Genomic DNA, 21629 nt, shown 5'->3' with positions numbered 1-21629 from the left:
CCAGGCAATGCCATCTTTCGGATCGAAGATACCTGAACTTGATGTCGTGCGAGCTCACGCAATCACTAGGTCGCGAACTCGTCACTAGATTAGAAACGCGGCCGCCGAAAAACTCTCGAGCGGCCACCCGTCGGGTCTGTGACAACGAACCGCTCAGAAAAAAGCCGAGCCAACCTCCGACTTGCTTAACGGCTCATTCCGGGCAATTTGACCCCCATGCGCTTGACTATCTCCCGCGCCAAAGTCATGAACTCATGCTTCGCCTCGTCGACCTGATCGTAGTACCCTGGATTCACTTGGCCTCGAAGCTTTCCGATCGCGACTCCCTTCTCTTGTGCTTGCGGTGCCAAGCTTTGGAAATTTTTGATCGCTGCCAGTTTGTTGCCGCCATGCGGCACCAAGCCATCATCTTCCTTTCGAAGGTCTTCAACTATCCGACTGCGCACACGCGGAGCAATCTTTGCCTCCCAATACTCGTGTGGTCGGGTTGCGACCCGACCGGAAGCCACTTTATATGCGGAAGTGATATACCCCAAGTACACGGGCGACCCCTGCAGCAACCTGCTCCTGTCTGATTCCGACGCGAGTTCCCGCACCGTACGCCAATCCCGAATCCAACGAGCCAGCGAGCGTCCGACGGTGGATAGAGCTCGAAGCGAAAACAGATCGGCTGCCACAGGCGTTGCAAAGAAATCCGAGTCGAGCAGGATGGTCCTGTTGAGCGGACCAACATTTGGACCAACGTCATAGATGACGAGATCTACCTCGTACTTGGCTGCGAGCCCCCTCACGGCATCCGACAACGCACACATCACGTCGTAATCGCGAGTTTTACGCGCGAACGAACCTGTCCATGCGCTCGGCAGTTCTTCCTCGTAGTCAGCAAGCAACACATCGCCCGGACAGAGCAAAAGCCCATCGCGAATTTCGTAGACTTCAATGTCCTTTATCCCACCCTTGCCATCCACGACGGGTTTGATAGCTGACCAGATGGTCCCGCCGGTCACGTCGTCAGACTCGCCCAGCAACTCGTCGAGCTCTGACTCGGGAAGGAAGAAAGCTGTAAGGTTGCATTGAGGATCAGCATCGATCAGCAATACCCGGAGACCGAGATCGACCAACGCATCCGAGACGTTGACGGCCAGGGTGGTCTTCCCTACCCCGCCCTTATGATTGAACAGCGCTAGCGTGTGCATTTGAACCCCTTTCACTGATGGTTCGGCAAAAGTTAGCACGACGCGCCGATAATTCCTTAAATTTGTGGTCGAGGAATCTCATCGCAAATGCACCACTGCCAGCGACGCCACCGCCCCTCGATCCGGCCATGCCAGTTTCGATGCCACCGCCCAAAACCGCCTGCTTGCCATCCCCACGTCAAACCCTGTAGAATTACCCGTTCTGCGGGCGTCGTATAATGGCCATTACCTCAGCTTCCCAAGCCCCAGCGCGTTAATCAAAACCACTAATCACGCGCGTTCTCACGTCACGTTTTTCCCCGGCTCCACGAAGAACCGCTGTTCATGCGGGATTCACTGCGATGCCAGTTTTCACGCCAGCAGTGATTCAAATAAGCTGCTGTATGGCCTTACGGAAAAAGGCCGCACCGTTTGCACAGTGCGGCCACAGACTCCCTCGTTAGCGTGGAAAAACTAATTGGGATACGAGCGCCAGTGCATGCGTACATGTTCGGTGCGACCAAATCTGCACCGGGTGTATTGCCGCACCAACACGCTCTTGGGGTTGGATGCACGTAGCATAACCAATCATCCTCAGAATGAATCGAAGGCAATAGTTGCCCACAACCCCTTGAGCGCGTAAGCTCTAGGCCGTCTTCTAGGACAAAGTTGTAGGTGGCAGAGGGGTGCCTTCACCACCTTGCCAGCAGCCCCCGCGACGCGCCAACGTTGCGGGGGCTTTTATTTTCCGAGTCTCAGCCTCATCAAGAATTGCTGGCCTGCACCTCGCTCGCCGTTCACCTCTCATCGACGGACCACAAGATCATCTTTGTGGCACACAAGTATAGGCCACAAATCCTCAGTTGTGTCACAATATGGTGACCTTTTCGGAGGAGTCGATGAAGGAAAGCAAACCCTACATTCTCAAAACGCGCGTTGACGCACCTACGGCGGACGCCTTCGCAATGATTTGCGCGGCCGAAGGAACCACCCCGAGCGAGATGCTGCGAAACTTCGTCGTTGAAACAGTCAGAAGGCACGCTTTGACAGCAGGCGCATTCTCAGTCGAAATCGAGCTAGGTCCGCCATACGGACGCGGGGCATCACGACGCGACGAGTACTATGTGCATGCAACCTTATCAGCCAACCAGTCAGGTCTGATTCCTGATCTCGTTCCGTTCTTGCTTCCCGAATTCACCGCAGGGAACAGCGAGCCGTTCCGCGTCGACTCGTTTTATACGCACCGGCTGGCTATGCCGAACTCACGAAACGAGGCAGGTCGCTTGCTGGGCTCGAAGATGGTGATGGGATCCTGGGAAGGGGCAATCTTCCTGTACAGAGATGCGGACTTCGGGAAACCAGAAAATTGCTTCCCAGAAATTAAAGAGGCTCTAACGCTGCAAATCCTCAAGGGGCTCGGCGCAACTCTCGCCGCCCGGGATGCACCGGATCTCATATAGACTCGGACAGCGGCACATCGCAAGGAAGTCACGATACCCTTTCAAATCGGGGATGAGCAACTGCCCTAGTTCGCCTTAAGCGTTCAGAGACACGAGCTGATTACAGACGCTGCATCCATCCTGGCCAGGCAAAAGTGCCTCAACGACGACCTCTCGTGCCATACTATAAATGGGGCTAGATTGAAGGATGCCTCACTCATGGGATCGGGCATCGCTTCTCGCAGCCATCGCAGCGAAACTCATCAATAACACGAACAGGGGTTATCGTGGAAAAGAAAGAGACCTATCGAGTTTTACTTAATGAAGACTGGGAGCTGGAAGACCTCTACAATTTTCCACACGCCCTGTATCAATGCTACGCATTCGTATATTGCCTAGACTCCGATTTAGCGCCAAGCGACAGAGCTCGAATCGATTTCGCATTACGTGAATACCCATGGCGCGGCGGATATAGCTATGTGAACATGTATTTCGTCCTCGCAAAGCAGATTCCTCGACGAGATCATCCTAAAATACATTCGATTCAAAAGGCATCGCCAGGATGGCTAGATCTCATACTGAACCAGCATGTAGCGGTACAAGTAGCAACCGCGGTCGGAATATTATCGAGCGCCTTCCACAGTGCTCAAGCCGTATACAAGAAAGCCCACAAGCTCATGCTCGAGATTAATGCGAATCGTCGACGAGAGAAGGTCCAACGTGCGACCGCGACGGCCGCCGAGCTAAAAGCTTTTAATGCAATGTGCACCGAATTGGCAAAGAACTTAGGCTTCAAAAGCCTGAAGGAATTGCATGAAAAAACGGGAGACCCGGAAGTTTCCATGAAAATTCTCATGGCACACTACCGCCGAATGTCGGTCCTGGTCGAATACGAGAAAGAAGGCAAAGCAACACTGACCTTGCCGAAACCGCCGTCCGACAAAAAATCGAACAAGAACATCAACGAATAAAAATCTGACAGCGGGGCAAGCCGAAAGTAAATACTCGCCCCGCTCACTTCACACAAGTCACCAAGGAACCGTTTCGCTCATCCCTGCGGGAATCGTTTGTATCTCCCCTATCGACGGAACTGAGATCACGGGCGACCGATTCAACTGCTCTCGAATCAATGCGAGGCGCTTTGCAAGCGCAGCCCCCTCCGCTGCGTGAAATCTACTCAGCATGCTGACGCGACCGCCAACAGAAGACAATCGCTCCCGAACGCCGATCAGATCTCCATCAGCAAAGAGCGATTCGAGTTTGTGCACGGCAGCGCGAATCTGTCCGCGCTGCTGCCGGGAAAGGCTGGGCTCTCGATTCACGCCCAATTTCGTGGCTACGATACGTCCACGAGATGTCTGGACGTTGTGTTTCGACCGCTTGGCAGAATAGCCGTGTCGCGCCAGCATCGCATAGACCAGCGCAATCACCTTCTTTTTATCTTCGTGACCGATAGCATCTGGAGACGAGAGACAAATGTCGTCAACATAGCGCGAGTACCTGATCCCGAAACGAGCAAGCTCCGCCCTTACAGCCGGCTCCACCCTCCAAAAAACGAGGTTGGCCAAATGTGCGCTCGTGATGCCCCCTTGCGGAAGCACGCCATCTTTCACGCAAAGCGACGCAAGACAGCGAGAAACATCGTCAGAAAACCCGAAAAACTGAGACCAAACTTCATATACCAAGCACTGTCCAGTTGACGGAAAAAAACCCTGAATGTCCTCACTAATCAATATTTTTGAGTTGCGGTGCAGCAACGCATTGGTGCGATAGTCTTGCCCTTTTATGCTGCCAGTGAGGTAGCGAGGGAACGCCACCCTGTCGAGGATCGAAGATTTTATTCGCCGATGTATATCTTTCAACACCGGCTTCGCATCGAAGGTTTCCCTGAACGTTCCATCCGCTTTTTCAACTTTCTCAGCCACCCGATAGAGGGAGGATGCCCTCGCAGCAACCGCAAGGAGATGTGCGCTCGTCACACCGAGCGCACGTGACAGTGCCGCCATGCTTTCTATAGGAGCCGCGGTATATCTAGGAACCTCGATTTGGTTCATAAGTATCACTTAGCATCTCCAATGCAGCTCGGGCAAGCTGACCGGAGAGCTCCTTATCCATACCAGCAAGCTCATCTCGCTCAGATCCCAAAAAAAACAGAATCTCGGTAGGTATGCGCAACGCCCCGGCAATGCTCTTCAACGTAGATAGCGAGGGATCTCTCTGATTGCTTTCGAGCATCGAGAGATAGGAGATCGAGCAACCCGCAAGTCCAGCTAGTTCAGCCTGTGACAACGACCTACGAGTCCGACACATCTTAATAGCCTGACCCATATTCATAGTACCCACCAATATCAACTGTGGGGCTTGCTGTGACTTGGCTTAACGCCAGTGATCCATAAGATCAGTGATGTTGGTCACGATCCTCAGGACCGCTGCGAAGATGCGCAAAGCTCGGTCTTCGAGCTCTACACGCCGAACAGCTTCGCGGCGCTCGCACTGCTGCCTCAGCAGTTCGAGTACATCATCGAGTTCCGCCAGTACACCAGCATCGAGTTGGCTGTGATAGGTTTCGCGCAGCTTTTCGAGCGTTGCGATTGCTACCGCTAAAGCATCTTTCTGCATTTTGCAGCTCCTAGAACGCGGCGCCACCGCCGCTGTCCCATTTCGGCGTAGCCCAGCGTCCCTCACGGCAAATGAATCGAAAGGAGCCAACTCGATGCGCAAGCCCAACACCAGTCCCTTCGGCTAGAGGAAGTCCCGCCTGCCGTCCCACCTCGGAACGACGGCTCGGCTTCCTCGACGCAGCCGTCCCCGGCCGCGCACCGATACCTCTCTAACCCTGGACGCTAGAGCTACCCATTCCGCATCCTGCCGAATGGGTCAACGCACAACTGATTCCTCGACGTGATAGGAGAAATGCTATTGCTCACCTAGGCGATACGCCTAGCCTGCCCAAACAGTAGACCATGAAGCATCCTCGTACGCAAGCGAAATATTCACTTTTAGTGAAATTTAGAGCGGCATGTGTAAATTCGAAGCCAATAAAAAAGGGCTCAATCGAGCCCTGTCCTTACTCACTGATTCCATCGATCACTTCTTGCCGATGGGCTCGTGCTTGTCTTTGATCATCTGATAGTAGGTGCTCGCACCGGCCTTCGTCAGCTTCACCTCGGCGATGAACTTTTCGATGATGTCCTTCCGGGTCACGTCCTTGACGGTCCGCATCCGCTTGTAGATTTCGGTCGCCAGTTCCATCTTCGTCGGCGCGGCCGCCGTCGCCTGTGCCGCCTTCGCTGCGGTATCGTTCCCCGTCGAGGTCGAGGCTGCGTCCTGCTTCTGCTCGGCAGCAGTCGGCTTGCCAGCTTTCTCGTCCTTGCTCGTCGCACCTTGCTTCTGATCGACCATGATCACACTCCGTTCGTTGAAAGTGCGCCCAGGGTCCGGCAGATCGACCTTCGGGGCAACGGCGACAAGCAATCACGACGGACACGACGGCTACCAGCATGAACTCCGACGAGGAACAGTGACAGTTTTCACGTCACCCTCGTCCGCATCTCCCCTATCCCTTTGATCTACCGGGGATTTCCGAATCAGATCATCAGCTTTCTAGGATTCTGCCGTGGGGCCAACTTGCAGCTGGCCTCATCTTCGTCGCGCTCGCCTCGCACCCGACCGCCCCATGTTGTGGGTATGAACATCCAATCGAATGAAATCGCTTTTTAAACGATTAAACAATTTTTCTTGTTTTTGAAAAGTTTTATATAGAGAAGAAGAAATAGGAAAGTTCTTGAAAAAGGAGGAAATCGTTAAATCGTCTAGAGTGTTGCAATTTCACAACAACAGTGCAACGACATCACATGCCCCACGCGAGCCCAATCCGGCGCGAGGAATGCAACCAACGAAATGTGCTCAGCGAGCCGTCAGACAATGCGAACTAGCGGTTACAAATACCGCCATGCTGGGTGCGCATTCCCAATATTTGTAAACCCTCTATCACGCTGCAATCAAGTCTCACATACTCCGCCCGTGGCAGTTCCTTGGTTTACCAAGTTCGACGCCGGCTTGCAGCTCCGGATCGCCTCCGATAGAGTAGACCCCATCAAAGACACATCTGGCAAAAGACTCTTCGAAAAAAGAGGTTGCTCGACTTCATAGGTTGTTCAACTTCGGTCAACGCTGATCGATTCCCAACGCCGCTCCCGCATCATGGAAAATCAATGATTTCCGAGCGGAGAGGCTGGAATTTAGACATTCAGCGTTGCCTCGCTGGGGTACTCACCAGCATCGGGCCATGAGGTAATGTGACCGCCCGAGGGGATGCGCGTTCTGAGCGGTCCCCTGCCCAGTCATCTGGGTGGTGCAGTGAGACGTATCTTCGATCAAAAGCCCCGTTCAACCCGAACGGAATTTGGTCGATGGCGTCCGCTGCATGCAACCCTATCTCCTTGCTGCACGCCATTGACCCGTTAGCTGATTTAATGAGGTCATCCCATGTACTCCTCACGCACCATTGCCGCCGAACTCGCAGCTCAGCCGAACCAGAGTCTCGACCCGGCTCACACTGAAGATACCCCCACTGCCGATGCTAAGCGCGTCGATGCTCAGTCTCGTCCGCGCAAACAATACAAGCGCAAACCCCCTATTCCCGTCTCGGAATATAGCGTTTCATACACGCTTGACCCTGAACATCCCATTTGGCCGCTCGACAAAGACGGCATTGCCGACGGCGCTCCCTATCCGCTCTCCATGATCGCGGCCGGTGCTCTGGTGTTGTGTCCCAAACACCGCAAGCGTCACGGTGTCAGCAGCGCCGTCGGCTACAAGGGCGGCCCCGCCGAGGGCGTTCTCTGCCCGAGCTGCAAGCACATCTACTACATCGTGCCCGCAGCTTCGGAACAAGGTCTGGACGCATCCTCGTGACATTGGCTTTGCCAATCACCAACTTCACTAGCTGAACGAACTCGGGAGACAGCATCTATCCATATGCTTCTCTCGAGCATTTACTATGTATTCCTACATTATGATTATAGATCCTGTCAAAAAATACTCTGACCTCGCAGCGGAAGGTCTTGCTCCGCTCGCGATCCGCCCAAACGACAAGGCTCCCGCCACACAACACGGATTCAAAGACGCCAGCAAGGATCCCGAGAAGCATCAAGCGTGGGCGGCTGAATGCGACGCCTACAACGTTGCATACGCGACAGGTCCGGCGTCCGGTTATCTTCTCGTAGTAGATGTTGATGTGAAGAACGGAGACGTGGCAGGCCTCAAATCGATTCAACGCCTGGAAAAAGAACATGGCGCTCTCCCTCCCACCCGCAAGGTGTACACGCCATCTGGCGGGTATCACCTCCTCTACAGGTATCCTGAAAACCTGAAGGTGCCATGCAGGATCAATTTTCGCCCTCGCGTTGATGTAAAGGCCGAGGGCGGGTACTGTCTCGCCCCACCATCAGTCATCAACGGGGAACCATATTTTTACGAAGAACCCTTATTGCCGATTTCCCGCGCCCCTGCGTGGTTGCTTGAATTGTTGTGCTCGAACCCGGGCACGAAACCGCGCAAGCGGAAACAGGCCAGGTCAAAATCTGCAACCATCGGTAGCCGCAACGATTCCGTTGCGTTCGAGGGGTTCTCTCTGCTCAATGCGGGCCTGAATCCCGACCTGCTGGAAGAGGAACTGCTCGAATACAACGCCGCCAACTGCGAGCCGCCGCTGTCGGAATCTGAGGTATCACAGATTGCCGCAAACGTAGTCAGCTCGCACCAGAAGAATAACGATAACGTCCTGCGCGCGACCGACCTCGGTAATGCGCAGCGTATGTCGGAACGGTACAGCGAAACTCTCCGTTACGTCTCGGAGATGAAGCGCTGGCTCGAAAAAACGGAGTCAGGAGCGTGGCGTTTTATTGATGAGTTACGTGTGCTGCTGCTCGCCCGCGAAATCATTCCCATGATTCACGACGAGATACGCCGCCTTGCTCCCGGCAGTCGTCAGGAGATGACCCTTCACGCGAAATACACAGAAAGCAACAAGGCCCTCAAGGATGCCGTCGAGTTGTTCAGGTCCGAACCCTGCATTGCCATCTCGGCCAGCAACCTCGATGAAGGGGAATGGATGTTCCCCGCGAAGAACGGCCTCGTTGATTTGCAGACGGGCAAGTTCATGCCGATTGACCCAGCCCTGCATATTACGCAAACCGCCGGAGTGAACTTCGACCCTGACGCAACCTGCCCGTTATGGGAATCTTTCCTGCTTCAGATCATGAACGGGAACGTCGAGCTTGTAGAGTACCTGCGCCGTGCGATCGGATATACGTTGACGACACAGACAATAGAACAAGCCCTGTTCTTCGCTTACGGTAGTGGTGCCAACGGAAAATCGACCTTCCTCAATGTGCTTCGCGCCCTGTTCGGTGATCTGGGAGCACAGGCGAACGGAGATATGTTGCTTGATAAAAACGGGGGTGCAGCCATGTCGCAGAATGCAGCAAGCAGCGAAGTCGCACGCCTCGCCGGAAAGCGCCTGGTCGCCATGAGCGAAGTTGAAGAGGGTCGCCATTTCAGCGAGAAAACGGTGAAGTGGTATACGGGCGGCGAAGACATCACTGCACGCATGCTCTACCAGAATGCATTCTCCTTCAAGCCGCGCTTCAAGCTCTGGCTCGCCGGTAACTACAAGCCGACGATCAAAGGCAACGATCACGGTATCTGGCGTCGCATGAAACTGATTCCGTTCACGGTGACGATTCCGCCCGAGAAACGTGACTCCGACCTCGAACGCAAGCTGCGCGACGAACTCCCGGGCATCCTGAACTGGGCGCTCGTGGGCTGCCAACAATGGCGTGAGAACGGCTACAAGCTCAAGGAACCGGCGATCATCGCCAACGAAGTCTCTGAATACCGGGGAGAAATGGATGTCGTCGAAAGCTGGTTGTCGGAATTCACCCGGAATGATCCTGATGGCGAAATCCACTTCGGTGACGCCTACAAATTCTTCAAAGCATGGAGCGAGGCCGAATACAATTTTTCCTACGCCCGTAAGAGGTTCGGAATGATTTTGAAGGACAAGGGGTACACGCCCGCATCGAAACCCCATCGGGTCTATAAGGGCCTGAGGCTGATCGTAGATCTCGAATTCAACGAGCACACGAAAGCTTACGTCGGACACGAGTTCATCGATGAGGAAATCAAGCAGCGGCAGAAGGACTGGCAGACGAAGGTGCTCGCGGCAATGACCGATCTTGAGGAGGTGGAGCCCGCGTAACTCTGAACGGATCGTGTGTCGCGCACGGTCCGTTTTTTTCGTCCCCGGAGTGGACGAAAGCTGTTGTCATACCCCATCTCAGCCCGGATGGTGTTGCTCATTGACTACGTTTTGCAAGGAGCAACATCATGACGCTTATCCGTCGAAACAACAGCAAGAACTGGTACTACCAGTTCCAAATTCAGGGAAAAAAGTACTTCGGCTCGACAGGCACGCCGAACAAGACGAAGGCCGCTCAGGTCGAACGCGAAATGCGCAATCGCGCGCACGCCGAACAGTACCTCGGGGATGCGCAGCCCATCACGCTCAAGGATGCGCTGGAACAATATGTCGAGGCACGAAGCGAAACGTCCTATCACAGGAACATGTGCTCAATCATTCGAAAGACGCTCGGCTACAAGCTCCATCCGCGGACGAAGGCCAAGCTTCCCTGCTACGGCATGTCGCCTGACACGCTGCTGCATGAACTGACGACGCGCGATTTCGATCTTCTCGTTGGGAAGCGCAAGGCCGAGGGTGATAAGCCTGCGACGATCAAACATGAGATCGGACTGCTTCGCGCGACGATCAACGAGATGGCGAAGCTCGGATTCAAAGTCAGTCGTGAGATCGTTTTTCCAGAGCTTAGGACTTCGTATAGGCTTCGATATCTGGATTCTACCGACGAGTCGGCGTTATTGCGCGAACTCGATCCGGAACGGCTTAGAGCGCGTATAAACGCGTCTAAACCGCAAACACCTGAGATGACGCGAAATATGCAGGATAACTACGACATCACGGTTTTCCTGCTCGATACAGGATGTCGCTATTCGGAGGTTGCGAATATTCCGTGGTCGGCGATCAACATCGATGCCAGCACGATTAGTCTCTACCGGAGCAAGGTCCGGAACGAGGATGTGCTGCACATGACATCTCGCCTCGAAACGATCCTTCGTCGCCGGTGGGAAGAACGTCGGACTGGTCAACGATACGTCTTCGAAGACCGCACTGGCAACGAACGCGGCTACAGCACGAAATCGATCAAGAAGGCAATCGAGCGTGCCGGGCTTAACGATCCTGCTCTCGTCAAGGAACGTGGCGGGCGCGTCACTCTGCACACGCTCCGTCACACGTTCGCGAGCAAGCTCGTCAAGGCGGGCGTCAGTCTCTATGAGGTGTCGGTCCTGCTCGGCCACAGCGATCCGAAGATGACGCAACGCTATGCCCACTTAAGCCCGAACGATGCCAGTCGCAAAGCGGTCAAGGTTATCGATTCGTTGCTCCAATCACCTTGAATATTGATCCGAGATCGGCCCCGGTGTATACATCAGCAAACGCTCTGTTACACGCACATCGGGGTTACTCATGCTGACTGACATCGGCGAATACATCGTCGGGGCCTACCTGCAACTGAGACTCGATTGCGACGTGGTCGACTATAACGTACGCCCTCCCGGTGGTGGGCTTCCTGGCCTTGAGGAACTGGATGTCGTCGGACTGAACCTGAAGACGAGGACCGCCTACCTCTGTGAAGTCACGACGCACATTCGAGGGCTTCAGTACGGAGCCCAACGCGCAACCATTGAACGCGTACGGAAGAAGTATCATCGGCAACAGCAGTACGGCGCGAAGTATCTCAGCGATTTTTCACGGGAGCACATGTTTTGGTCGCCCGTCGTGCCGACAGGATTCTTGACCGATAGTCTGTCTGAGCTTGCCGGTCTGCAATGCGTGATCAACGGCGAATACAAGCGTCGAATTGGGGAACTTCAAGCCCTAGCTGCCGACACAACACACGATGCGCGTAACCCGGTATTTCGCATGCTACAGATACTCGCTCACCTGCGAGATTAGGCGCGTTCCCCGGCACCCTACGCGATCGAAAAAAGGACCCGTTTCATACCTTATAGAAGGCGTACAGAACCTGAATTCGCGAGTGGAGATCCGCTCCGTCGTCGCAGGCCACGGCTTCCCTTCGAACAATCTCTCGAATTCCATGTTCGAAATCTCAGCACGCGATTACGCGACCCGCGCCAGTATCCGCCGTTGCGCCTGATATTGGACGCTCTGCGCGTCACCCTGCAACTCTTCCAAAGCTTTCATCAAAATGTCCTGATACAGCGGTAGCAACGCCTCCAAGCGTTCGGCGATTCCTGCGTCGCTCGCCAGATTGTTCACGAGCCGCTGATACCCGTCGAAGCCGAACATCCTTTCCCGGATGGGCCGAAGCACGCACCGTCGATTGTCATTTTGCTCATCGGTCATGTCGATGTAGCCGAAGTGCTTAAGGTCGAACGCCGCCCCAATCACTTGTGCGTGACTGCCGCCGAGAATGCAACTCAACTCGTGCAGGGTCATGCCAGGAAATGTATTGACCAGGCCGAGTGCTCGCGCGGCCATCGGCGTTATCTGCAATGCACTTGCGAGTGCCGAAGCACGGCAACCGTCATAGGCTGCCATGAAGGCGTGAAACCGAGACAGCGAATTGTTTGTGGTCATAGTTCGTTGATTTTTCTGGATTGATCGCTTGCCTAACGGCCTTCGTTGTCATCCCCGACCGCTCAGGCATCCACTGCACGATACGTCAACCTCTCGACAAATTCAACCATATTGGAATATATCATTCCAATATGATCGTTCATCGCAATCGGAATGAAGACGACCATATCGTCTTATGACTACCCGCCCTACCTCGCTCCCCGACGATGCCCAAGACGCGCTGCTTGCTGCTCGTGTCGGGACCGCCATTGCAGAACAACGACGCGCACGCGGTCTGACTCAGGCCAAGCTCGCGGAGATGATCGATCTGGAACAGGAGGCGATTAGTCGATGGGAGCGCGGCACGAGGATGCCGACCTTGCATCGGCTCCAGCAGCTTAGTGACGCGTTAGACTGCTCCGTAGATCAGCTATTGCAGCGTGGGTCGAAACGGCCGGACGACCAACTGGCTATGATTGCGGATGCTCTCAGTGGATTGGATGGCGACGAGCGGGAACTCGTGGTGAATTTCGTCCAGCAGCTTGCCGACATGCTCAGGGCCAAGCATCCGGCCAAGAGCAAGCGGCGCAAGTAACAATCAAGTCTTGCAGCGACAAACGTTGCATTCACTCGGATCATATTGTTCCCATGCCTGATCTTTCAAACTATACGGGCAACCCGCCGAATGCGTTCGCACTGAGCGTCATCCATGCGCTTGAAGCTGCCGGCTTTACTATCGCTCCCACGATGCAGGGTCCGAATGACCAGAGAAAGACTCTGCGTATCACTTGGCGCGGCGTGCACGTCGGGAATATGCACGAGGATCTCTGGGGGCATAATCCCCCTTATGCTTGCTTGTACCGGTTCGAGAAGAAGCGCGCCAAGGCTCCCCCGAACTTCGATAAGGCCGAGTTCGCCCTGCAACATGGGTGTGACCCGAATCTATTGCAGGTCAATAGTGACTACAGCGGTTCGTATCTTTGGGTCCAGGACGAAGCGACGTGCCTGCTTCTGATGCAAGACTGGGCGAGAAAGATCGACGAAGAAAATCGACTTGAGTCGGATTGGTCCGAACCAGAATTGAGAGCCTCCGTCGTCGCGTATCTCGACATGGCACGTCGGCTCCGGAACGGGCAATCCGTTGTAAAGAAGCAGGTCTATCGAGACCTCTCCGCGAGAATTGGCCGGTCCGAGAAGTCGTGCGAATACCGGATGCAGAACATCTCCCATGTCTTAGCTCTCATGGGACGGGACTGGATACCCGGCCTCCCACCGGCAAAGAACGTTGGGGTGAGGGTCACTGCGCAGATAGAAACGCTCATCTGCGAACTGGAAGGCCGCCACGAACCGCCGAGGGCTACCGAAGCAGCTACGGTCGCCAAGCTTCGCAAGACGCTGAAGCAACGCCCCGCAGGAAGCAAAACGCCCCAAAAAACTACATCGACCACGACCAGTATCGTACGGGATCCGCAGGTCAAAGCATGGGTACTCGAGCGAGCAAATGGGATATGCGAGGCGTGCGACCAACCGGCTCCGTTTATCGGCGCAGACGGCTTCCCATTTTTGGAGGTCCATCATCTCCGCCGACTTGCGGACAACGGATCGGATAGGCCAGAGAACGCCGTCGCCGTTTGCCCGAACTGCCATCGGCGACTTCACTTCTCAGAAAATGCTCGCGCGTACCGAGAAACGCTCTACGGAAAAGTGTCGGAGCTGGTGCGCGAGTAGATAACTCAGGAATAGGGTGTGCGACCGCTGTATGTTGTCCATGCCAATTCGATGAACCTCTCGTCCACCTTGCCTGCCTCGAATCCTGGAACGTCTTCGAGAAGCAACCGCAGTTTCTCTATGAAATCTGCTCGCGAGAGGTCGCCGCCGAAATCGTCACACACCGCCGCAGCCAGCTCGCAAATCTGCTCGTTGGTCAACGTCGGGAAATCGTTGGGGTATTGGGTGTCATTCATGCCGCCACCGTCTCCTGATTCGCGGTCGCCTGCAACTGGGCGACAACAATCAAGGCCCCTCACCGATGTACAATCGGCCTACGTCAACAACATGCGGGGCGGCAATGAATGCGGATGGCAATCCCGGTAATGACGTAAGCCCAACTGATTCAGCCGTTGACCAGATCCGAACCGAGCTCGAAAAACTGAATCCGAGCACGAAACGACGAATTCTCGAGAAATTCGCTCTGGCGGCACTCGGCAGTATTCCTTGGGTCGGTGGATTCATCAGCGCACTGGCGAATGTCAAGACCGAGGAACCCGGTTTGCGAACATCGTCGCTTCAGACTCAATGGCTAGAGCAACATCAAGCCAAGATGGAAACGCTGAGCGCGACCATGCAGGAAATTGGTCGGCGGTTCGAGGCAATTGGCGAGGAAATCGACGAACGTCTAGCGAGCGAAGAATATCTCGACATTGTCCGCAAGGCTTTCCGCGCTTGGGACAAAGCCGACACAGAAGAAAAGCGGCGCTACGTGGCGAATCTGGTTACAAATGCTGCCGGGACGCGGTTATGCTCAGATGACGTGGTTCGGCTCTTCATCGATTGGTTGGACGGCTATCACGAATCACACCTTGCCGTCATTCGCGAGATTTTCAAGAACCCTGGCTCGACGCGATTTGACATCTGGAGCGCAACGTACGGCGACCTGGTCCGGGAGGATTCAGCGGAAGCAGACCTATACAAGCTGCTGATCCGTGACCTCAGCACTGGCGGCGTCATTCGCCAGGCGCGCGACACCAACGCCGACGGCCAATTTTTGCGCAAGAGATCGGTTAGAAAACCGGCGGTCGCAGGGAACGCAACGATGGAATCTGCATTCGAGGACACGAAGCCGTACGAACTCACCGAGCTTGGTAGTCAATTCGTCCATTATTCGATGAATGAGGTCGTCCAACGCGTATCGGGCTAGCGTTCGGTCCCTCAGTGCCGCAATGCAGCGGTAGCATTCTCACCTGTCCAGTAGAGAAACCAAAATCTATGTGAGGTGATCAACCTCGAATGATGGGCCCGAACTGCTGCATGACCCCAGGACGATTTGTTACATATGTGTGCTCGGCTAGCAGCTTGAAGAGCACCAGCCGTACATCGTCACTCGACGCGTTCGGCAGTTGCGCAGACAGGCGGTCGCACACCTCATCGACAATCCTCTTGCAATCGTCCCGGAGATTGGCAGCGTTGTCAGCGGGCACCGGCCCGATATCAGCGCGTCGCAGAGTTAAAGTGTTGAGTAAAAAATGTTGTCTCAACTGCGCCAGAGCCTGTTCTCGAGAAGCATTCAAGTATTGCGCCAAACCGACCTCTGGAGTAAACGGCAAGAAGGAAATGGCCCGTCGCTCGTCCCTGTAAATGCGAACGATATCTTCAGCGCGGGCCGCGTCCAATGTCGCCTGAGCGTCTGCGTCCAGCACAACGAATGCTCGCGTTATAGCGGGCAGTAACGGTCTCTGGCGGGTGAAAAAGCGCAGCACGTTGGTTATTCCCCCTACTGGAACAACGCTGACGCTAGGGACCAGCGAGTTAATCTGGTATTGGTCGGCGATGAAGCGGCGTGCAAGTTGCTCAACAATAGCTCGTGCAGCATCGTCCTCAACATATATCACCACGTCTGAAGCGGCTTCCTCCCGATAGGCCAACGCACCAAGCACAAATGACGGAAAGCACCGCGCAGTACACGACACCGCTCCGTCTCCGTCCGCTTGGAGAAGCAGTATCCGATCACGTGGAGCCTGCTTAATCAAGGTTGACGAATGTGTCGAAACAACGATCGTGAGGTTTTTGTCGTCCGCAATTTGTTGAAGGTATCTAAGCAGTTCAGCTTGTGCAGTTGGATGCAGCGCCAGCTCAAGCTCATCGACGAGGATTAGGGATCCTTGTCGGCAATCGGCTAACATCCGCAGAAGCTTTAAAATGCATAGCTCTCCCAAGCTAAGGTTTTTCTCTGAAAAGTAATGCTTACCTTGCTTATTCCCCGTAGGGAGCTCCAGAAGAAATGCTTGGTTTCCAACACCTTTGCGGACGTTGATTGTCTTCAACACATCGAACTTAGCGCTAGAAAATATCTGATTCGCGGCAGTGATAAGCTCCTGCGGAGCCGCCCTAACCTTCCTCGGCGAAAAGTCCTCTTTCCTCGGCTCTATCCGGTCCGCGTTTGCAGCGACGTAAACGACATCTGGATAACCAAGCGTCTCCAACACTCTACTATTCGCCCTTGGGGTTGGCACCCATCGCTCTGTACGGTATGTGTACGTCACCGCACCACCAGGAGTCTCATATGTTACAGACGCGCCCTCGTACGAGTCGAGGCGATCGGACATGCGCGAGGCTGGAAAATGGATCGGAAATGCGTTGCTAAAACCGATTCGTCGCAGGCATCCCAGCAACGACGTTTTTCCTGTCCCATTGGCTCCGGTGAGTAACCAGACACCGCGTCGAGGTATTTCGAACTCAAGATTCGATATGTGCCGAAGATTCTTTATCGTGATTTTGCGTGGCATTGGGTATTTCCTCTGATCCCCGTAGGCCCGGCACAGTATAAACTCTCTCGGCAAGCTTTCCCGCAATGAGCAAGCCCTGCACTCTGCGCTAGACTTGTCCAAAACATGCAACGCGCACCGACCAATGACTGATAACGGCAGCATGTAGCTGAACTACGCCAGCGACGCCACCGCTCCAGCATCGAGCGATGCCAGTTTCGCTGCCAGCGCCCAAATCCTTCCGCTTGCCATCCCCACCCAAACCCCTGTAGAATCACGCGTTCTGCGGGCGTCGTATAATGGCCATTACCTCAGCTTCCCAAGCTGATGACGTGGGTTCGATTCCCATCGCCCGCTCCACTTTCCGGCTGCACGGCAGCCTGCGCATGAGCCGCCTCGTCGAAGGCGGCTTTTTTGTACCATGCGCCGAATCGCCCGGCAGCACTGCTGCGCAACAGGTCCTCGCCCGAACCGAGCCTTTCTCTGTACCGATGATGCACGACGATCCGAACGAAGCCGGCCTGCCGCCGCACAACGACGCCATTCCTGACGAAACTGCCGAAGGCGCCGACGAAGTCAACCCGCTGCACCACCGCCGCATCCGCAGCTTCGTGACGCGTGCCGGCCGCGTGTCGACCGGCCAGCGCCGCGCACTCGACGAATTCGGCCCGCGCTTCGTGGTCCCGTATGCGCCGGAGATGCCCGACTGGGACGCGATCTTCGGCCGCAGCGCACCGCGCATCCTCGAGATCGGTTTCGGGATGGGCGCGTCGACCGCGGAAATCGCCGCGCACCGCCCGAGTGACGATTTCCTCGGCGTCGAGGTGCACGAGCCGGGCGTCGGCGCGCTGCTGAAGCTGATCGGCGAGCAGGGTCTGTCGAACATCCGCATCATCCAGCACGACGCGGTCGAGGTGCTCGAGCACATGATCGCGCCGGCAAGCCTCGACGGCGTGCACATCTTCTTCCCCGATCCGTGGCACAAGGCGCGTCACCACAAGCGCCGGCTGATCCAGCCGCCGCTCGTCGCGCATCTCGCGTCGCGCCTGAAGCCCGGCGCGTACCTGCACTGCGCGACCGACTGGCAGAACTACGCGGAACAGATGCTGGAAGTGCTCGGCGCGGAACCGACGCTCGAAAACACCGCTGCCGATTACGCACCGCGCCCGGACTACCGCCCGGTGACGAAATTCGAACGGCGCGGGTTGCGACTCGGCCACGGCGTGTGGGACCTGGTGTTCCGCAAGCGAGCAGACTAAGCGCGCCCCCGCCCCGCGCAGAATAAAGAAAGCCCGACCGGCATTTCACGCCGGTCGGGCTTTTTTCATAAAGCGGCGCATCGGCCCCTCGCCGGCTTCACGCCCAGTTCAGCCACCCGCTGTAACCCACCAGCAACACGAACAACCCGAACGCGATCCGGTACCACGCAAATACCGTGAAATCGTGCGTCGCGACATAGCGCAGCAGCCAGCGCACGCACACGAACGCACTGACGAACGCCGCGACGAGCCCGAGCGCGAACAGCCCGAGCGAATCGACGGTGAACGCCTGCCAGTCCTTCACGGTTTCGTAGAGCGTCGCGCCGAAGATGATCGGGATCGCGAGAAAGAACGAGAATTCGGTGGCCACGCGGCGGTCGAGCCCGAACAGCATCCCGCCGATGATCGTCGAGCCCGAGCGCGACATGCCCGGCACCAGCGCGAAGCACTGCGCGATTCCGACCTTGAGCGCATCGAGCGGCGTCAGCGCATCGACCGACATCACGCGCGGCGGCTCGCTGCGTTCGCGCTGCCGCGCCTCGGCCCACAGGATGATCGCGCCGCCCACGACGAGCGCGAACGCGACGGGTACCGGCGAAAACAGCACGGCCTTGATCTTCTTCTCGAACAGGAGACCGAGCGCGATCGCGGGAATCGTCGCGATCACGACGTTCAGCGTGAAGCGTTGCGCATCGGGCCGGCTCGGCAGCCCGGACACGACGGACACGATCCGTTGCCGGTATTCCCAGCAGACCGCGAGGATCGCGCCGAACTGGATCACGACGTCGAACGTCTTCGCGTGCGAATCGTTGAAATTCAGGAAGCTGCCCGCGACGATCAGGTGACCGGTGCTCGACACCGGCAGGAATTCCGTCAGCCCCTCGACGACGCCGAGGATCAATGCCTTGCAGATCAGGATCCAGTCCATCCGTGGCCCAACTCCGAAATGGTCGAAAGAAAAGGCCACTCGTGCGCGCGCGGCCCGCCCGGCCGTGCGCGCCCCGTCGTCACTTTTCGACGATCGCCACGCGTATGCCGTTTGTAAGGATCGTAATTGTACCGGGTTCGTAGTTCACCCCGGCAAATTGCAGTTGTTCCGGCTTGAACGTGTAGATCGGGTAGTTGGTCAGCAACTGCGTCGCGAGCAGCCCGGCGGCGGCGCCGACCTGCTGCGCGTACATCTGCGCGTCGCCGTCGAGCACGAGGCTGTCGACGGCCGGCGCCTTCAGCACGACCGAGCGGCTCGGCGCGTCGTACGCGAGCTGGCCCGACACGGTGAACTTGCCGCTGACGGGCCCGCGCAGGAACGGGCTCGCGAAATTCGCGTCGAGCTGCACGGCCACGCGGTTCTGGTCGGGCAGCAGGTTGACGGCCGGGTTCGCGAGCGACACGTCGACGACCTGCGCGACCGTCTTCTGGTAAGGAAACTTGCGCGCGACGGCCTTCTGCACGTCGCCGCGCGAGAACGTGTAGTGATCGGGGATGAACGGGAACGTCGACGCGCACGCGGCAAGCGATACGCACACGCCGACGGCGCCGACAGCGGCAGCGAGAAAACGGCGCCGGCCGGGCGCGCGAGGGACGGTCATGCTGATTTCTCTCCTGGATGCGCCGGCCGCGTCGCGGCCTCGAGGCGCGTGAGCCACGCGAGCGCGTCGTCGCGCGACGCGCCGCACATGTCGGCGGACGGCTGCAGCCCGGAGCAGCACGCGGGGCGCTCCGGCCGGCCGAAGATCATGCAGCGCAGGTCGTCGCCGAGCTGCACGCAGCGCACGCCGGCCGGCTTGCCGTCGGGCATGCCCGGAATCGGGCTGGAAATCGACGGGGCGATGCAGCACGCGCCGCAGCCCTCGCGGCACGCATGCGGCGGCGGGGTTTCGGCGGGCACCGGGCGGACAGGCATTTCGACGGACACTCGGCTCTCTCGACGAACAACGAAAAACGGTGCGGCAACCGGACGCGGCGTCCGGCAGCCCCACCCCGCATTGTGCCATCGCCGGCTGCGACGTTATTACACAATGCGGCCCGATCGCGCGTTCATATACTCGAAAGCATCTAAAAAAGCGCGAGACCGTCATGCATTCTGGTTCTGCCGACACGATGTTCCGTCCCGATTTGCTCACGAAATACGGCGCGAACGGGCCGCGCTATACGTCGTACCCTACCGCACTGCAATTCCGCGACGATTTCGATCCGGCCGATTACGTCCGCGCGGCGGGCGACCCCGGCGCGTCGTCGAGCGACCTGTCGCTGTACTTCCATATCCCGTTCTGCAACACCGCGTGCTTCTACTGCGGCTGCAACAAGATCGCGACCAACAACCGCCGCCGCGCGCGCCCGTATCTCGACCAGCTCAAGCGCGAGATGGCGCTGCAGGCCGCGCTGTTCGATCCGTCCCGCCCCGTCACGCAACTGCACTGGGGCGGCGGCACGCCGACCTTCCTGTCCGACGACGAAACGGCCGAGCTGATGGCGGCCACGCGCGAGCATTTCGCGCTCGCGCCGGACACCGACGCCGAGTTCTCGATCGAAATCGACCCGCGCACGGTCACGCCGGCGACGCTCGTTCATCTGCGCACGATCGGCTTCAACCGGCTGAGCCTCGGCGTACAGGATTTCGACCCGGCCGTGCAGCAGGCGATCAACCGCATCCAGCCGCTCTCGATGACCGCCGACCTGCTCGGCGCCGCGCGCGCGACGGGCTTCCATTCGGTGAGCGTCGACCTGATCTACGGGCTGCCGCACCAGACGGTCGCGGTGTTCGCGCGCACGCTCGAAACGATCATCGAACTCGCGCCCGATCGCCTGTCGGTGTTCGGCTACGCGCACATGCCGCACCTGTTCAAGATGCAGCGGCAGATCGACGATGCGGCGCTGCCGCCGCCGGAAACGCGCATCGCGCTGCTCGGCCTCGCGATCGACATGCTGACGTCGGCCGGCTACGTGTACATCGGGATGGACCACTTCGCGCGGCCGTCCGACGAGCTGGTGCGCGCGCAGCGCAACGGCACGCTGCAGCGCAATTTCCAGGGCTACAGCACGCGCGCGGATACCGACCTGCTCGGCTTCGGCGTGTCGTCGATCGGCAAGGTCGGCGACGTCTACGCGCAGAACGCGAAGGACCTGCCCGCGTACGGCGCCGCGCTCGACGCGGGCCGGCTGCCGATCGCGCGCGGCGTACGGCTCACGCCGGACGACCGGCTGCGCCGCGACGTGATCACGCAACTGATGTGCAACCTCGCGCTACCGTTCTCGCATGTCGAGGCCGCGCACGGCATCCGCTTCGCCGATCATTTCGCGCGCGAGCTCGATGCGCTGCGCCCGTTCGAGCGCGACGGGCTGCTGACGATCGCAGGCGACCGGCTGACGATCCATCCGGCCGGCCGGATGGTCGTGCGCAACATCGCGATGGCGTTCGACGCGTATCTCGGCCAGACGCCGCGGCAGCGCTACTCGCGCACGGTTTGAGGCCGGTTCGCACGGCAAGGGGCGGTCGCGGGCCGCACGCGGTCGGCCGGTTTGATAGAGTGTGAGGCTTACATCCGCTTCGCCAG

Annotated in this window: 22 protein-coding genes and 1 tRNA gene; 12 read left to right on the top strand and 11 right to left on the bottom strand. The window is 57.4% G+C overall.

Translation table 11 applies throughout. The features are described from left to right. Positions 1-185: 185 nt before the first annotated feature. The gene (locus AP428_RS01935; RefSeq protein ID WP_144410515.1) at positions 186-1211 is read right to left on the bottom strand and encodes a ParA family protein; all 1026 of its coding nucleotides are present in this window, start codon (positions 1209-1211) and stop codon (positions 186-188) included. Between the two features lie 863 nt (positions 1212-2074). Between AP428_RS01935 and AP428_RS01930 the strand changes: the two genes are divergently transcribed. Together AP428_RS01930 and AP428_RS36565 are read left to right on the top strand one after the other, a co-directional pair. After that, complete coding sequence (locus AP428_RS01930; RefSeq protein WP_156349295.1) at positions 2075-2635, top strand: hypothetical protein; 561 nt, start codon at positions 2075-2077, stop codon at positions 2633-2635. 266 nt (positions 2636-2901) lie between these two features. Continuing rightward, positions 2902-3585 carry a hypothetical protein gene (locus AP428_RS36565; protein ID WP_156349294.1) on the top strand — a complete coding sequence of 228 codons (684 nt, stop codon included), beginning with the start codon at positions 2902-2904 and terminating at the stop codon, positions 3583-3585. Positions 3586-3642: 57 nt separating this feature from the next. Here AP428_RS36565 and AP428_RS34505 read toward each other — a convergent pair whose 3' ends face one another. The 4 genes from AP428_RS34505 to AP428_RS01920 form a co-directional block, all read right to left on the bottom strand. Further along, the gene (locus AP428_RS34505) at positions 3643-4668 is read right to left on the bottom strand and encodes a reverse transcriptase family protein (RefSeq protein ID WP_082409274.1); all 1026 of its coding nucleotides are present in this window, start codon (positions 4666-4668) and stop codon (positions 3643-3645) included. Next, positions 4646-4942: a helix-turn-helix domain-containing protein gene (locus AP428_RS34500; RefSeq protein ID WP_261534532.1), complete on the bottom strand. Its 297-nt coding sequence runs from the start codon at positions 4940-4942 to the stop codon at positions 4646-4648. Before AP428_RS34500 ends, AP428_RS34505 begins: the two co-directional genes overlap by 23 nt. Before the next feature lie 48 nt (positions 4943-4990). After that, the gene (locus AP428_RS36560) at positions 4991-5233 is read right to left on the bottom strand and encodes a hypothetical protein (RefSeq protein ID WP_154233154.1); all 243 of its coding nucleotides are present in this window, start codon (positions 5231-5233) and stop codon (positions 4991-4993) included. Positions 5234-5701: 468 nt separating this feature from the next. Further along, a complete protein-coding gene (locus tag AP428_RS01920; RefSeq protein ID WP_038757539.1) occupies positions 5702-6016 on the bottom strand; it encodes a hypothetical protein in 315 nt (104 codons plus the stop codon). Between the two features lie 1086 nt (positions 6017-7102). Between AP428_RS01920 and AP428_RS36555 the strand changes: the two genes are divergently transcribed. From AP428_RS36555 to AP428_RS34495, 4 genes are all read left to right on the top strand, one after another. Continuing rightward, on the top strand, positions 7103-7531 hold the full coding sequence (locus AP428_RS36555) for a hypothetical protein (RefSeq protein WP_156349293.1): 429 nt from the start codon (positions 7103-7105) through the stop codon (positions 7529-7531). Positions 7532-7616: 85 nt separating this feature from the next. Further along, positions 7617-9878 carry a phage/plasmid primase, P4 family gene (locus AP428_RS01915; protein ID WP_231691676.1) on the top strand — a complete coding sequence of 754 codons (2262 nt, stop codon included), beginning with the start codon at positions 7617-7619 and terminating at the stop codon, positions 9876-9878. 128 nt (positions 9879-10006) lie between these two features. Beyond that, on the top strand, positions 10007-11152 hold the full coding sequence (locus tag AP428_RS01910) for a site-specific integrase (protein ID WP_054927474.1): 1146 nt from the start codon (positions 10007-10009) through the stop codon (positions 11150-11152). A 70-nt stretch (positions 11153-11222) separates the two neighbouring features. Next, positions 11223-11711 (top strand): hypothetical protein, encoded by a 489-nt coding sequence (locus AP428_RS34495; protein ID WP_060139431.1) that lies wholly within the window; start codon positions 11223-11225, stop codon positions 11709-11711. Between the two features lie 165 nt (positions 11712-11876). Here the strand turns inward: AP428_RS34495 and AP428_RS01900 are convergent, their stop codons facing one another. Beyond that, positions 11877-12317, bottom strand: a complete 441-nt coding sequence (locus tag AP428_RS01900; RefSeq protein ID WP_231691675.1) for a MarR family transcriptional regulator — start codon at positions 12315-12317, stop codon at positions 11877-11879. Positions 12318-12531: 214 nt separating this feature from the next. Here AP428_RS01900 and AP428_RS01895 point away from each other — a divergent pair, with 214 nt between their 5' ends. Together AP428_RS01895 and AP428_RS37345 are read left to right on the top strand one after the other, a co-directional pair. After that, positions 12532-12930, top strand: a complete 399-nt coding sequence (locus AP428_RS01895) for a helix-turn-helix domain-containing protein (RefSeq protein ID WP_009689791.1) — start codon at positions 12532-12534, stop codon at positions 12928-12930. Between the two features lie 53 nt (positions 12931-12983). Next, a complete protein-coding gene (locus AP428_RS37345) occupies positions 12984-14063 on the top strand; it encodes an HNH endonuclease signature motif containing protein (RefSeq protein ID WP_231691674.1) in 1080 nt (359 codons plus the stop codon). Between the two features lie 5 nt (positions 14064-14068). Here the strand turns inward: AP428_RS37345 and AP428_RS01885 are convergent, their stop codons facing one another. After that, positions 14069-14299 carry a hypothetical protein gene (locus tag AP428_RS01885; RefSeq protein ID WP_040126811.1) on the bottom strand — a complete coding sequence of 77 codons (231 nt, stop codon included), beginning with the start codon at positions 14297-14299 and terminating at the stop codon, positions 14069-14071. Between the two features lie 104 nt (positions 14300-14403). Between AP428_RS01885 and AP428_RS01880 the strand changes: the two genes are divergently transcribed. Beyond that, positions 14404-15252 (top strand): hypothetical protein, encoded by an 849-nt coding sequence (locus tag AP428_RS01880; RefSeq protein ID WP_054927471.1) that lies wholly within the window; start codon positions 14404-14406, stop codon positions 15250-15252. 79 nt (positions 15253-15331) lie between these two features. Here AP428_RS01880 and AP428_RS01875 read toward each other — a convergent pair whose 3' ends face one another. Next, positions 15332-16837, bottom strand: a complete 1506-nt coding sequence (locus tag AP428_RS01875; protein ID WP_054927470.1) for an ATP-dependent endonuclease — start codon at positions 16835-16837, stop codon at positions 15332-15334. Positions 16838-17101: 264 nt separating this feature from the next. Between AP428_RS01875 and AP428_RS01870 the strand changes: the two genes are divergently transcribed. Both AP428_RS01870 and trmB read left to right on the top strand, forming a co-directional pair. After that, positions 17102-17176, top strand: a tRNA-Gly gene (locus tag AP428_RS01870). A gap of 131 nt (positions 17177-17307) precedes the next feature. Further along, on the top strand, positions 17308-18075 hold the full coding sequence (gene trmB / locus AP428_RS01865) for a tRNA (guanosine(46)-N7)-methyltransferase TrmB (RefSeq protein WP_011544784.1): 768 nt from the start codon (positions 17308-17310) through the stop codon (positions 18073-18075). A gap of 97 nt (positions 18076-18172) precedes the next feature. Here the strand turns inward: trmB and AP428_RS01860 are convergent, their stop codons facing one another. The 3 genes from AP428_RS01860 to AP428_RS01850 form a co-directional block, all read right to left on the bottom strand. After that, complete coding sequence (locus AP428_RS01860; protein ID WP_011544783.1) at positions 18173-19003, bottom strand: undecaprenyl-diphosphate phosphatase; 831 nt, start codon at positions 19001-19003, stop codon at positions 18173-18175. A gap of 79 nt (positions 19004-19082) precedes the next feature. Next, positions 19083-19664, bottom strand: coding sequence for a DUF1439 domain-containing protein (locus AP428_RS01855; RefSeq protein WP_006476687.1), 582 nt, complete (start codon positions 19662-19664; stop codon positions 19083-19085). Next, a complete protein-coding gene (locus AP428_RS01850) occupies positions 19661-19978 on the bottom strand; it encodes a YkgJ family cysteine cluster protein (protein WP_011544782.1) in 318 nt (105 codons plus the stop codon). The genes AP428_RS01855 and AP428_RS01850 overlap by 4 nt, the downstream gene beginning before the upstream one ends. 173 nt (positions 19979-20151) lie before the next feature. Here AP428_RS01850 and hemN point away from each other — a divergent pair, with 173 nt between their 5' ends. After that, positions 20152-21543, top strand: a complete 1392-nt coding sequence (hemN, locus tag AP428_RS01845) for an oxygen-independent coproporphyrinogen III oxidase (RefSeq protein ID WP_054927469.1) — start codon at positions 20152-20154, stop codon at positions 21541-21543. The last annotated feature ends 86 nt before the right edge of the window (positions 21544-21629 follow it).

It is taken from the genome of Burkholderia sp. E168m22 (assembly GCF_001319805.1).
In the GTDB taxonomy this organism is placed as follows: Bacteria; Pseudomonadota; Gammaproteobacteria; order Burkholderiales; family Burkholderiaceae; genus Burkholderia; species Burkholderia orbicola.
The sequence above is the reverse complement of the archived record's forward strand: the minus strand, read 5'-3'. Positions and strand labels throughout refer to the sequence as shown.